The following is a 12165-nucleotide window of genomic DNA, read 5'->3' as shown; positions in this document are numbered from 1 at the left end:
GGTGAAAGAAGGGAAATGAACTGCCGTGCTTAACGCAGCTCCAGTTCGTCCAGCGCCTGGAACAGTTCGGCGACGTGATGAATGCGCTGCCGCCCCTGCGCCAGCCTCTCATGCAGCAACGCATTGCTGAGCAGGCTGGCCAGGCTCATGGCGGCAGCATAGCTGTCAAAGGCCGACACGCTGTCGAGCGGCACGGTCAAATGCCAGTTGGCCAACGGGAACAACGCCTGCGCCTGCGGTTCACAGATCAACAGCGTCGGTACCCCGCGGCTTTGCAACAGCGCCAGCACTGCCTTTATCTGGCGCGGCCGGCGACGGAACGCCACCACCACCGCCACGTCCTGTGGCGTCAGCCCCGCCAGATCTTCCGCCAGCGTCTGCCCCGGCTGCGGCGCCAGCAGCACCTGTTCACGCACCTGCATCAGCTGCTGGCGCAGGTGCATCGCCACCGGATAGCTGTTGCGCAGCCCCAGCAGCATTACGCCTCGCGCCTGCGCCAGTGCGGCGATCGCCGCGCTGAACTGCACCGCATCGATCTGCTTTACCCAGCGGGTGAGATTGGCCATTTCCTGCTTACAGTGCCGCGCCAGCAGCGTATCGCCCTGCACCGCATCGCGGCTGTCGGTCAGCGGCATGCCACTTTGGCGCAGGGTGCGCAGCTCATCGCGCATGGCGCGGTAGTTGGGGTAGCCCAGCCGTTTGAACAAGCGGCTGACCGTGGCTTTGGAAACGCCGCTCAGACGCGCCAGCTCGGCGCTGTTGTAACCGATCAAATCGTCATAGTGATCGAAAATGAAGTCGGCCACCCGCTGCTCCTGTGGCGTCAGCTGTGGGTAGTCGCGGCGCAGGCGTTCGTCGAACCGTTGCATTATCGTTCTCGCTGTAACATTCGTTTCAGCGGAACATAACACGGTCGAACTACCCGCTGGCAAGTGATTATTCGTTGGTAGGAAATGGCAGCGGCATGCCCTTCTCCCGCATCAATGCCGGAAAAGGGCCGCGCGTTCAGCACCAATAGGCCATGAAGTTGACGGTAGCGCGATCCAGATCGCGTTCGCCGATCAGATAACGCCGCAGCGTTTTCACCGTGGAAGACTCGGCCGCCACCCAGGCATAAAAAGCGTTACCGCCGGCCGCACGCTCCCACAACACCTCATCGCTCAGGCTGCTTTCCGCCAGGGACTGCGCCTGCGCACACGCCGACGCGGGGATATCGACCCGCTGGCGCACCGCCTCCACCAGCAGCGTGCCATGCGCCAGTTGGTGGCCCACGTCACGCGGCAGCCAGTAAACCTCGGCGAACGGGAAACGGGCCAAATCCAGGCAATCCCCCGCCACCGGCACCTCAAAAAATGCCTGCACTCGCGGCGGATTGGCCTGCTGCGCCAGCTGCTCCAGAATACCCATCGCCGCCGGCACCGCCGTCTCATCGGCGATCAACAGCGCCTGCTGCAACTGCGCCGGCGGCACCCATTCGTAGCCGCCGCTGTCGCCGTCGAAGTCAGCGTTGGGAGCGACCGTCTGAAGGGCGTCACCCGGCTCGGCGTGGGTCGCCCAAGCGGAGGCCGGGCCGTTCACGCCATGCAGCACGAATTCGACGTCCATCTGATTCTGCTCACAGCGCAGCGCACGCAGCGTATAGGTGCGCATCACCGGACGCTGTTCTTTGGGGATCGCCATGTAATCGCCGTACCAGTCCGGGCCGTTGACCAACTGCGGGATCTTGCCGTCCTCCGCCGGGAACAACAGTTTGATGCGCTGATCCGGCGCTTCCAGCTTCATCCGATGAATATCCGCACCTTCAAACACGCAGCGCACCAGCGAAGGTGAAATCAGCGTTTTGCTTTTCAAGGTGATATCAAAAATTCTGTAGCTGGCGGACATGTTCTCGATTCTCCGGCAACGGCTGTCGCTTATACGTATGGCCGATCGGCTACCGTTTGACGGCGTGGAGTGCGCGATCGTGCAGCGGGTAAAATGTTAATAAAACTAATTAATTACGTTAAGGTATCGCAAAAAATCATATCATGATTTTATTGATAACAAGAAACGTTATTGATAAAAGAATCATTCTCAAAAATAACGTAATAACAATATCACCTGGGAAATAACGATGAAACGCAAACACCTTTGGGTATTGAACCCTTGTCTGCTGGCAATGCTTGCGCCGGCGGCTTGGGCAGAGGATCAGAAAGCCGGCAACGAAGAGCAGTTGGTGGTCTCCGCCAGCCGTTCGCACCGTAGCGCGGCGGAAATGGCGCAAACGACCTGGATCATTGAAAGCCAGGAGATCGAACAGCAGGTTCAGGGCGGTAAAGAGATCAAGGACATGTTGGCGCAGCTGATCCCCGGCATGGACGTCAGCGGCCAGGGCCGCACCAACTATGGCATGAATATGCGCGGCCGTTCGATGATGGTGATGATCGACGGCGTACGCCTGAATTCATCGCGCAGCGACAGCCGCCAGTTGGATTCGATCGATCCGTTCAATATCGATCATATTGAGGTGATTTCCGGCGCGACCTCGCTGTACGGCGGCGGCAGCACCGGCGGCCTGATCAACATCGTCACCAAAAAAGGGCAACAGGAACAGCAGGTCGAGTTGCAGATCGGCGGTAAAACCGGCTTTGGCGGCCATAACGATCACGACGAAAACGTGGCGGCGGCGGTCAGCGGTGGCAACGACAACGCCTCGGGGCGCCTGTCCGTTTCTTACCAACGCTACGGTGGCTGGTACGACGGCAAAGGCAACGAGGTGCTGATCGACAATACCCAAACCGGCCTGCAGTATTCCGATCGCCTCGACGTCATGGGCACCGGCACCCTCAACATCGACGAACACCAACAGCTGCAGCTGACCACTCAATACTATAAAAGCCAATCCGACGGCGATCACGGCCTGTTCCTGGGAGAGAACTTTGCGGCGGTGACCGGCAATGCCAAGGCATACAACAGCGGCAACTTAAATTCCGACCGTATCCCCGGCACCGAACGCCATCTGATCAACCTGCAGTATTCCAACACCGATTTCCTCGGCCAGGATTTGGTGGCGCAGGTCTACTACCGTGACGAAACCCTGACCTTCTACCCGTTCCCGACGCTGGCGGGCAAAGCGCCGAACTATTACGTCAGCAGCATTGGCGCTTCGCAGCAAAAAACCGATTTCTACGGCGGCAAGCTGACGTTAAACAGCAAGCCTGTCGATGCGCTGACGCTGACTTACGGCCTCGACGCCGAGCATGAGAGCTTCAACGCCAATCAACAGTTCTTCAACCTGGCGAAGGCGCAACAGTCCGGCGGCATGACGCTGGAGAACGCCTACAATACCGGCCGCTACCCGAGCTATACCACCAGCAACCTGGCGTCGTTCCTGCAGGCCAGCTACGACATCAACCCGATCTTCACCCTGAGCGGTGGCGTGCGTTACCAGTACACCGAAAACAAGATTGACGACTTCGTCGGCTATAACCAACAGCAGGTGATCGCCACCGGCGCCGCGACGTCCGCCGACGCGATACCGGGAGGGAAAACCGACTACAACAACGCGCTGTTCAACGCCGGCCTGTTGGCGCACCTGACCGATCGCCAGCAAACCTGGTTCAACTTCTCTCAGGGCTTCGAGATCCCGGACCCGGGCAAGTATTACGGCAACGGCACCTACGCGTTGAACGGCGGCCATTACCGGCTGCTGAAGAGCGTTAACGTCGGCGATTCCAAGCTGGAAGGCATCAAGGTCAATGCCTTCGAGCTGGGTTGGCGCTATACCGGCGATAACCTGCGCACGCAAATCGCCGCCTACTATTCGCTGTCCGACAAGAGCATCGCCATCAACAAAACCGACATGACCATCAACGTCAATGCGGACAAGCGCCGCATCTACGGAGTGGAAGGCGCGGTGGATTATTTCTTTGAAGACAGCGACTGGAGCGCCGGCACCAACTTCAACGTTATCCGTTCCGAAACCAAGGTCAACGGCGAATGGAAGAAGCTGGTGGTGGATACCGCCAGCCCATCGAAAGTCACCGCTTATGTCGGCTGGGCGCCGGGCGACTGGAATCTGCGCTTACAGTCGCAGCAAACCTTCGACGTGTCGGACGACGGTGATTACACCAAGGCCAATTCCACCCAGGGCCGCAAGATCGATGGCTACAACACCCTCGACTTCCTCGGCAGCTATACCCTGCCGGTGGGGAAAATCAGCTTCAGCGTGGAAAACCTACTGGACAAAGAGTACACCACCGTTTGGGGCCAACGCGCGCCGATCCTGTACAGCCCGACCTACGGCTCGCCTGAGCTGTACAGTTATAAAGGCCGCGGACGCACCTTCGGCTTGAACTACTCGGTGTTGTTCTGAGGAATAAGGGGCCGGTCTGCCGGCCCCGTTTATTGGACCGCACCGTTTTGCAGAGAGCAGAAACGACGAAGCCCTGAGTTATCGCTAACTCAGGGCTTCTGAATAGTGGCGGAACGGACGGGGCTCGAACCCGCGACCCCCTGCGTGACAGGCAGGTATTCTAACCAACTGAACTACCGCTCCGCGCCATTCCCTCTTGCGGGGGAACGAGGCGCATATTACGGACGCCTCTCGGTTCCGTCAACGCCTTTTTCTCACCAAATGAACCGTTTGCACAGTTTTTCAACAAAGGTTCATCCGGTGCGTTTTTTCGTGCAACAATGCCGTTACTCGGCCGGCGCACCGCGCCACAGGCAGCTGCCGCCCTTTTTCGCCACCAGATCCAGACGCGCCTCGTGCGCCTTCACTTCTTCGTCGCTGGCGTAGACCACTTTCATCGCGGTCGCCGGGCGGACAATGCGCTGAATTTCTTGCGCGGCGTCGTTTTGCTGGGTATCACCCTCCATCTGGAACGCTATCGAGGTCTGACCGCCGGTCATCGCCAGATAGACTTCAGCCAGGATCTCGGCATCGAGCAATGCGCCGTGCAGCGTACGCTTGCTGTTGTCTATCTCATAGCGGCTGCACAAGGCATCGAGGTTGTTACGCTTGCCCGGGAACAGGCGGCGCGCCATCAGCAGGCTGTCGGTGATAGTGCAGAAGGTCTCGGTCTTCGGGATGCCCTGCTGCAACATGCGGAATTCGTGATCCATAAAGCCGATATCGAACGCCGCGTTATGGATCACCAACTCGCCGCCGCGGATAAAGTCGAGGAATTCGTCGGCAACCTGATCGAAGGTCGGCTTGTCGGCCAGGAAATCGTCGCTGATGCCGTGTACGCCGTAAGCTTCCGGATCCACCAGCCGATCCGGCTTGATGTAAACGTGGAAGTTACGCCCGGTCAGGCGGCGGTTAATCACCTCCACCGCACCGATTTCGATGATGCGGTGCCCTTCGTAGTGCACCCCAAGCTTGTTCATACCGGTGGTTTCGGTATCGAGGACAATCTGTCTGGTGGTTGTAGAGATCATATTGCAGTGCTCACAGCGCTCGTTTATGTCAGACTTGGCTTTTATAAAACTGATAGGAAGAGTCTACCAGAGATGCTCAAACAGGTAGAAATTTTCACCGATGGCTCCTGCCTTGGCAATCCCGGCCCCGGGGGTTACGGTGCGATATTACGCTATAAGCAGACGGAAAAAACTTTCAGCGAGGGTTTTCGTCTGACCACCAATAACCGCATGGAAATGATGGCGGCGATCGTGGCGCTGGAAGCGCTGACCGTACCCTGCGCCGTGACGCTCAGCACTGACAGCCAGTATGTACGCCAGGGCATCACCAGTTGGATCCATAACTGGAAGAAGCGCGGCTGGAAAACCGCCGACAAAAAGCCGGTCAAGAATGTCGATCTGTGGCAGCGGTTGGATCAGGCCATTCAGCGCCACGAGGTAAAATGGGAATGGGTCAAGGGCCACGCCGGCCACCCGGAGAACGAACGTTGTGACGTGCTGGCGCGCGAAGCGGCCGGCAAGCCGACGCAGGAAGACGTCGGTTATCAACCGGAAGCCTAAGGCAGTTTGCGGTAGCTCTTGGTCGCGCCCACCGCGCGGCTGAGAGACGGTTTTCTCGCCCCCAGTTTCATCGGCGTGGGCGTCAGCGGCAAGGTGCGTTTGCGCGCCACAATCACGCTCATGCAGCCCAGCGCCGGCAAATGGGTGCATAAAAATTTTCCACCCTGGCGATGCCACGGCAGCACGTGAAAACGCGCCTGGTGCAGCACCTCATAATTCAGCAGGCTAAGCCAATCCAGCAGCCGCATCTGGGTAAACATGCGGCTGACATAGGGCTGGCGATGACGCAATCCGGGCACCAGCTTGCCCAATCCCAACAGGCTGAACGGATTGAAGCTGCTGATAACCAACCAGCCGTCGTCGATCAATACCCTGTCCACCTCGCGCAACATGCGGTGCGGATCGTCCGCGTAGGACAGCGTATGCGCCAACAGGCAGGCATCCACCGACTTGGCGGCAAACGGCAGTTGATAAGCATCGGCGATCACCTGCAGCCCTTCGCCCTCCAGCCCTACGTTGACCTGATGGGAAATCGCGCATTTGTCCGTGGCCAACTCGGCGCTGAGCATGCCCATCTTCAGCAGATGGAAACCGAACAGCTTCGGCCACCAGGGTTGCAACTGCCGCTCGAGCGCTTCACGATAGTACTCCCCCCACGGCAGCGCCGCCCAGGACTGCGGGCCGGTGAGCTTTTGTAGAGTATGGGCTGGTTTCATGATTTATTATCTTCTTTCAAGCCGTTGCCAACGAGAGGTACACCATGAATCTTATCAGTATTCCCGCCTTCCAGGACAATTACATTTGGTTATTGGATGACCGGCAGGGACGCTGCATTATCGTCGATCCGGGTGAGGCGCAGCCGGTGCTCGAAGCGCTGCAGCGCCTGCAGCTGGTGCCGGCGGCGATCCTGCTGACCCACCACCATCACGATCACGTCGGCGGCGTGGCGCAGATCGTGGCCCAGTATCCCGGCCTGGCCGTCTATGGGCCGCAAGAAACCGCAGACAAAGGCGCCAATCACATCGTCCGCGACGGCGACACCTTTGACATCGATGGCCGCCATTACAGGACGTTCGCCGTCCCCGGCCATACGTTAGGCCATGTGGCATTCTATAGTGCCCCTTATCTGTTCTGCGGCGACACAATGTTCTCTGCCGGCTGCGGCAGGCTGTTTGAAGGCACCGCCAAACAAATGTACGACTCATTTCAACAACTCGCGCAACTTCCCGATAACACCTTAATTTGCTGCGCGCATGAATATACTCTTTCAAATCTTAAGTTTGCGCGGGCTATTTTGCCGGAAGATCGAGAGATTGAAACATATCAACAACATGTTGAAGCGTTAAGGGCAAAAGGCCAAGCCAGCGTGCCAACCACATTGCAATTAGAGCGCAAAATTAACCTGTTTTTACGTTGCCATGACGCTGATTTACAAAAGAAATTAGGCTTTAATTCACCACCGGAAAGCCTTCATTCAGTTTTTTCCGAATTACGCCTGCGGAAAGATAACTTCTAAGCTTTTAGTTGTGTTATTTGGCGAAGCAAAGTATTATTGCTCGTCTTTTAAGCAACTACATTGACACACACATGAAGGCTAAAGCGATATTTCTCGCCTCAGTCTTGCTAGTGGGTTGCCAGTCGTCCAGGCAGGACGCACCGGCGCCAGAACAGCATGCACAGAGTTTGTCTTCGGCTGGTCAAGATGGTGAAGCAGGAGAGTACACAGCAAATGGCCGAGCGAGCTCGGCGCGGTGGTTGGATAACAACAGTCCCGCCGCGCAACAGGACCTGTGGAACTTCATTAGCGACGAGCTGAAGATGGAGGTTCCGGAAAATTCCCGGATCCGTGATCAGAAAAGAAAGTACTTAAAAAGTAAGAGCTATCTCCACGATGTAACATTACGGGCAGAGCCGTACATGTACTGGATAGTCGGGCAGATTAAGAAACGTAATATGCCGATGGAACTGGTACTGCTACCCATAGTGGAGAGCGCTTTTGACCCACACGCCACGTCAAGTGCCAACGCCGCAGGGCTATGGCAAATCGTGCCGCAAACGGGTCGCAATTATGGTTTGAAAAACAATCAGTGGTATGACGGTCGACGCGATGTCGTCGCCTCGACAACCGCTGCGCTTAACATGATGCAACGCTTGAACCGCATGTTTAACGGCGACTGGTTATTGACCGTAGCCGCCTATAACAGTGGTGAAGGCCGCGTGATGCAAGCGGTGAAGGCAAACAAACGCCAGGGTAAGCCAACCAATTTCTGGGCACTGTCGCTTCCGCGTGAAACGTCAATCTATGTCCCGAAAATGCTGGCGCTGAGCGACATCATCAAGAACAGCAAGAAGTACGGCGTGAAACTCCCGAAAACGGATGAAACCCGTGCGCTGGCGCGTATCGATGTCGGACAGCAGATCCAGCTGACTCAGGCGGCTGAGATGGCAGGGCTTTCGGTCACCAAGATGAAAGCGTATAACCCAGGCTACAAAAAAGGCGTTACGGCACCTAACGGGCCCCATTACATCATGGTTCCCAAAGGGCATGCCGATCAGCTGAAAGACTCGCTGGCCGATGGCCAGATCGCCGTGACTCAGCCAACGACGCAGTTGGCGAAGAACAGCGGTTTGTCCGGTGGCAGTTCGTATAAAGTACGCTCCGGCGACACTTTATCGGGCATTGCCAAGCGGCTGAACGTTAAGACCAGCGATTTGCAGAGTTGGAACAACTTGCGCGCCAAGAGCGCCTTAAAAGTTGGGCAAACCCTGCAAGTGGCCAGCAATACGGGCAGTAACAGCAGTATCACCTATCAGGTTCGCAAAGGTGATTCGCTCGCCAGCATTGCACGTCGTCACGGCGTCGATATTAACGACGTGATGCGTTGGAATTCAACGCTCGGTAAAGGCAGTCTGCAACCCGGTCTGAAGTTGACCCTGTTTGTCGGCAACAAGCTAACGCCGGATACCTAAGTTTCCGGCACAAAAAAAGCACCCCTCGGGGTGCTTTTTTATTACCTGCGATTCACCAGACGGGGGAGTCTTTTTCCGGGTGGAACTCCACCAACAACGGATTGTGATCCGACGCGCTGGTCACCAGCACCGAGGCCTCAACAACACCCAGGTTACGGTAAAACACGAAGTCCAGCGGGCGACCAAAGGCCTTGCGACGATGATCGTCGGTGAAGCTAACCTCGCGCAGCGCCATTTCGCCGGCAAAGTCATACAGCGCGTTGATACGTTTACGGCTCCAGGCGTTGAAGTCCCCCGCCATGATCACTGGCCCCCGATGGCTGGCGATCTGCTCGCCAATCGGCCCCAGCTGCTTGCTATAGACGTCGACTCCCAGGCTGAAGTTCACCGCATGGATATTCACCACCATCAACAGCTCGCCATTGTACAGCGGGTAAACGGTGATCAAGGCCGATTTGGACAGCCGCAGCAGCGGCTCACGCTCACGCAGCGGGCAGCAGTAAACCGGATGAGCGGCTGCCAGCGTCATCACGCCGGAAGGATGTTGCGGCAACACAAAGGCCGGCACCTGATCGGCCGCCAGATAGTTGGCGGTAGCGTAGCTCACCAGCTCCGGCGTGGTTTGCGCCTCTTGCAACAACACCAGCTGCGCATCTTTGCCATGATTTTTCAGCACCGAAAGCCAGTCGGCTCGTTGCTGTTTGAAAATATTCCATACCATGACGCGCAGAGCGCCGGTCGTCGGCAGCGCAGCCCCTGGCGGCAACGGCTGGTTAACGGCGCCAGGAAAAATTCGCTCAACTGGCTGGCCTGCAACATACCTCATTGCATAAGTTCGTTTCGGCACGCGATTCGCCTATTACCCATTAGCATGAAACTGGCGATGAAGACTTCGCCAACGGTGAATTGATTATACGCCTGCCCCGCACAGAGGGCATGGCTTTTACAGGCATAATCTTTTCAGTTATAGGGGCCGTCTGCGGTGATTTCAATATTCTGAGGGTATAGCTGTGTAAAGGTGACGCATCAGAGGTGAAAAATGCGAAAAGGCCAGCAAAATGCGCACGGGATATCGGAATGTACAGGTTCGCGCTCAAGTGGGTGACGGCGATGCTCCGACGTGATTAAATGACGAAATCGCTCAAAATTTCAAACGATGTTTGCCTGTGGAGCAAAAATGAAAGCGAATTCGGACGAGCTTATCACCTTCGTCACCGTAGTGGAGAGCGGCAGCTTCAGCCGGGCGGCAGAGCGCCTGCAGCAGGCCAACTCCGTGGTTAGCCGTACGGTAAAAAAACTGGAGAGCAAGCTGGGCGTGACCCTGCTCAACCGTACGACACGCCAAATCAGCCTGACACAGGAAGGCGAAAACTACTTTCGGCAGGTGCAAAAGGTGTTGAGCGATATGGCCGCAGCGGAAAATGCGTTGCTGGAAAGCCGCCAACGCCCGCAGGGGCTGCTGCGCGTCGATGCCGCAACGCCGGTCGTCTTGCATCTGTTGACGCCGCTGGTCGCCGAGTTTCGTGAACGCTATCCGGAAATGTCGCTATCGTTAGTCTCTTCGGAAAACTTCATCAATTTGATCGAACGGAAAGTGGATATCGCAATCCGCGTCGGCGAGCTGACGGACTCTACGCTGAAAGCGCGCAAGCTAATGGCCAGCTATCGGCGCATCCTGGCCTCCCCCGCCTACCTGGCGCAGTATGGCGCGCCAAAGACGGTGGCCGATCTGGAACACCATTGCTGCATCGGCTTTAACGACCTGCCTAACCTAAACCGCTGGCCGCTGGCCTGTGCCGATGGTCGCCAACTGGAGATCGTTCCAGGGCTGACCACCAACAGCGGCGAAACCCAGCGCCACCTGTGCCTGCACGGCAACGGCATCGCCTGCCTGTCGGACTTTATGAGTGATGAAGACGTCAAACGCGGGGATCTGGTCCCCCTTCTGGTGGGGGACACGCTGCCACTCGAAATGCCGATCAACGCGGTGTACTACAGCGATAGCGCCGTCAGTAACCGCCTGCGCAGCTTTATCGATTTTATCAGCGAGCGGTTAAAGTGATAAAAAAGGCGCTCTCTCGAGCGCCTGAGGTCATCATATCTGAAGATTAGTCCCAGTCGGGTGCCAGACCTTCCGGGCTGACCAACCGGCCGTTGCTTTCCAGCGCGGCAATCTGTGCCATATCTTCATCACTCAGCTGCAGCTGCTGCGCTAGCAGGTTGCTTTCCAGGTTTTCACGCTTGGTCGAGGAAGGGATCACCGCATAGCCGAGCTTCAGCGCCCAGGCCAGGACCACCTGTGCCGGCGTCGCCTTGTGCCGCGCCGCGATACGCTTGATCGTCTCCTCCTGCAACGCTTTGCCATACGCCAGCGTCATATAAGAGGTGATGGCAATGCCATGCTGCCGTGCGAACGCCACCACTTTCTCATTCTGCAAGAACGGCGACAGTTCGATCTGGTTGGTTGCGATCTGATCGGCACCGACCGCGTCAATCGCCTGCTGCATCAGATCGACCGTGAAATTGGATACCCCTATCTGACGGGTTAGCCCCAATCGCTTGGCTTCCAGCAATTCAGCCATAAACTCGGCGACCGACACTTCATCATTTGGCGATGGCCAGTGAATCAATGTCAGATCGACATACGAGGTCTGCAGTTTGACCAAGCTGTCTCGCAGGCTGGGAATTAATGACCCCTTGGCCAGATTCGCGATCCAAATTTTGGTCGTGATGAACAGCTCGTCACGCGGCACACCGCTGGCTGCGATAGCCTGGCCGACGGCCGCTTCGTTTTCATAGATCTGTGCGGTATCGATAGCCCGATAGCCCAGTTCCAGCGCCGTACTCACCGAGTCGATAACGACCTGATCCTGAAGGCGGAAAGTACCTAAACCAAATGCAGGAATGCTCACAATGTTTACTCTCTCATTAGTGGATAAATAGCGATGCGAGAGAGTATGGCAATATTTTTAGTGAGCAAAAACGCCAGGTTCGGCATAAGACTTTTGATCAACAGGCAACAAGTGGGACCACCGCGCTATTGCCGCCAGGCAAATTCTGTTTCATTCCAATCGCTTCACTCTCGTAAAGCCATCAGAACCAATCTGTAAACAAGCTGAATATTGTCTCGGTCTCACCAAAACACCTTCGGTGTTGTAAGGTTAAGCCTCACGGATCATTAGTACTGGTTAGCTCAATGCATCGCTGCACTTACACACCCAGCCTATCAAC

The 12165-nt window shown here is 56.8% G+C and carries 11 protein-coding genes, 1 tRNA gene and 1 rRNA gene; 5 read left to right on the top strand and 8 right to left on the bottom strand.

The window, feature by feature from the left end; genetic code table 11:
- Positions 1 to 29 precede the first annotated feature (29 nt).
- Both AWX27_RS23355 and AWX27_RS23350 read right to left on the bottom strand, forming a co-directional pair.
- Entirely contained in the window at positions 30 to 869 is an 840-nt protein-coding gene (locus tag AWX27_RS23355; RefSeq protein WP_060425266.1) for a MurR/RpiR family transcriptional regulator, read from the bottom strand.
- Between the two features lie 136 nt (positions 870 to 1005).
- Positions 1006 to 1884, bottom strand: a complete 879-nt coding sequence (locus AWX27_RS23350) for a siderophore-interacting protein (RefSeq protein ID WP_060425264.1) — start codon at positions 1882 to 1884, stop codon at positions 1006 to 1008.
- Positions 1885 to 2113: 229 nt separating this feature from the next.
- Here AWX27_RS23350 and AWX27_RS23345 point away from each other — a divergent pair, with 229 nt between their 5' ends.
- Entirely contained in the window at positions 2114 to 4354 is a 2241-nt protein-coding gene (locus tag AWX27_RS23345; RefSeq protein WP_060425261.1) for a TonB-dependent siderophore receptor, read from the top strand.
- A 106-nt stretch (positions 4355 to 4460) separates the two neighbouring features.
- Here AWX27_RS23345 and AWX27_RS23340 read toward each other — a convergent pair.
- Positions 4461 to 4537: transfer RNA gene (locus AWX27_RS23340), tRNA-Asp, on the bottom strand.
- Positions 4538 to 4680: 143 nt separating this feature from the next.
- On the bottom strand, positions 4681 to 5424 hold the full coding sequence (gene dnaQ, locus AWX27_RS23335; protein WP_038871384.1) for a DNA polymerase III subunit epsilon: 744 nt from the start codon (positions 5422 to 5424) through the stop codon (positions 4681 to 4683).
- 72 nt (positions 5425 to 5496) lie between these two features.
- Between dnaQ and rnhA the strand changes: the two genes are divergently transcribed.
- Positions 5497 to 5964, top strand: a complete 468-nt coding sequence (gene rnhA, locus AWX27_RS23330) for a ribonuclease HI (protein ID WP_004930193.1) — start codon at positions 5497 to 5499, stop codon at positions 5962 to 5964.
- Here rnhA and AWX27_RS23325 read toward each other — a convergent pair.
- Positions 5961 to 6680, bottom strand: coding sequence for a class I SAM-dependent methyltransferase (locus AWX27_RS23325; RefSeq protein WP_060425259.1), 720 nt, complete (start codon positions 6678 to 6680; stop codon positions 5961 to 5963). The genes rnhA and AWX27_RS23325 overlap by 4 nt on opposite strands.
- 44 nt (positions 6681 to 6724) lie before the next feature.
- Between AWX27_RS23325 and gloB the strand changes: the two genes are divergently transcribed.
- Positions 6725 to 7480, top strand: coding sequence for a hydroxyacylglutathione hydrolase (gene gloB / locus AWX27_RS24810; protein WP_072265509.1), 756 nt, complete (start codon positions 6725 to 6727; stop codon positions 7478 to 7480).
- Positions 7481 to 7551: 71 nt separating this feature from the next.
- Complete coding sequence (mltD, locus tag AWX27_RS23315; protein WP_060440648.1) at positions 7552 to 8934, top strand: murein transglycosylase D; 1383 nt, start codon at positions 7552 to 7554, stop codon at positions 8932 to 8934.
- A 52-nt stretch (positions 8935 to 8986) separates the two neighbouring features.
- On the opposite strand, the gene AWX27_RS23310 is transcribed toward mltD, so the two are convergent.
- Positions 8987 to 9781 (bottom strand): endonuclease/exonuclease/phosphatase family protein, encoded by a 795-nt coding sequence (locus AWX27_RS23310; protein ID WP_025160092.1) that lies wholly within the window; start codon positions 9779 to 9781, stop codon positions 8987 to 8989.
- 330 nt (positions 9782 to 10111) lie between these two features.
- On the opposite strand from AWX27_RS23310, the gene yafC reads away from it, so the two are divergent.
- The gene (gene yafC / locus AWX27_RS23305; RefSeq protein ID WP_060425254.1) at positions 10112 to 10996 is read left to right on the top strand and encodes a DNA-binding transcriptional regulator YafC; all 885 of its coding nucleotides are present in this window, start codon (positions 10112 to 10114) and stop codon (positions 10994 to 10996) included.
- A 46-nt stretch (positions 10997 to 11042) separates the two neighbouring features.
- On the opposite strand, the gene dkgB is transcribed toward yafC, so the two are convergent.
- Positions 11043 to 11846 carry a 2,5-didehydrogluconate reductase DkgB gene (gene dkgB, locus AWX27_RS23300; RefSeq protein WP_060425251.1) on the bottom strand — a complete coding sequence of 268 codons (804 nt, stop codon included), beginning with the start codon at positions 11844 to 11846 and terminating at the stop codon, positions 11043 to 11045.
- Between the two features lie 245 nt (positions 11847 to 12091).
- A 23S ribosomal RNA gene (locus AWX27_RS23295) occupies positions 12092 to 12165 on the bottom strand; the annotation flags it as partial.

Origin of the sequence: Serratia sp. 2880STDY5682894, from assembly GCF_001537385.1 — a bacterium.
Lineage (GTDB): Bacteria > Pseudomonadota > Gammaproteobacteria > Enterobacterales > Enterobacteriaceae > Serratia > Serratia nevei.
This window is presented reverse-complemented; position numbering and strand designations above follow the sequence as displayed.

Bases quoted from the DNA above. Each gene is read 5' to 3' on its own strand.
- AWX27_RS23355 (WP_060425266.1), bottom strand. From the start codon at position 869: ATGCAACGGTTCGACGAACGCCTGCGCCGCGACTACCCACAGCTGACG.
- AWX27_RS23350 (WP_060425264.1), bottom strand. From the start codon at position 1,884: ATGTCCGCCAGCTACAGAATTTTTGATATCACCTTGAAAAGCAAAACG.
- AWX27_RS23345 (WP_060425261.1), top strand. From the start codon at position 2,114: ATGAAACGCAAACACCTTTGGGTATTGAACCCTTGTCTGCTGGCAATG.
- dnaQ (WP_038871384.1), bottom strand. From the start codon at position 5,424: ATGATCTCTACAACCACCAGACAGATTGTCCTCGATACCGAAACCACC.
- rnhA (WP_004930193.1), top strand. From the start codon at position 5,497: ATGCTCAAACAGGTAGAAATTTTCACCGATGGCTCCTGCCTTGGCAAT.
- AWX27_RS23325 (WP_060425259.1), bottom strand. From the start codon at position 6,680: ATGAAACCAGCCCATACTCTACAAAAGCTCACCGGCCCGCAGTCCTGG.
- gloB (WP_072265509.1), top strand. From the start codon at position 6,725: ATGAATCTTATCAGTATTCCCGCCTTCCAGGACAATTACATTTGGTTA.
- mltD (WP_060440648.1), top strand. From the start codon at position 7,552: ATGAAGGCTAAAGCGATATTTCTCGCCTCAGTCTTGCTAGTGGGTTGC.
- yafC (WP_060425254.1), top strand. From the start codon at position 10,112: ATGAAAGCGAATTCGGACGAGCTTATCACCTTCGTCACCGTAGTGGAG.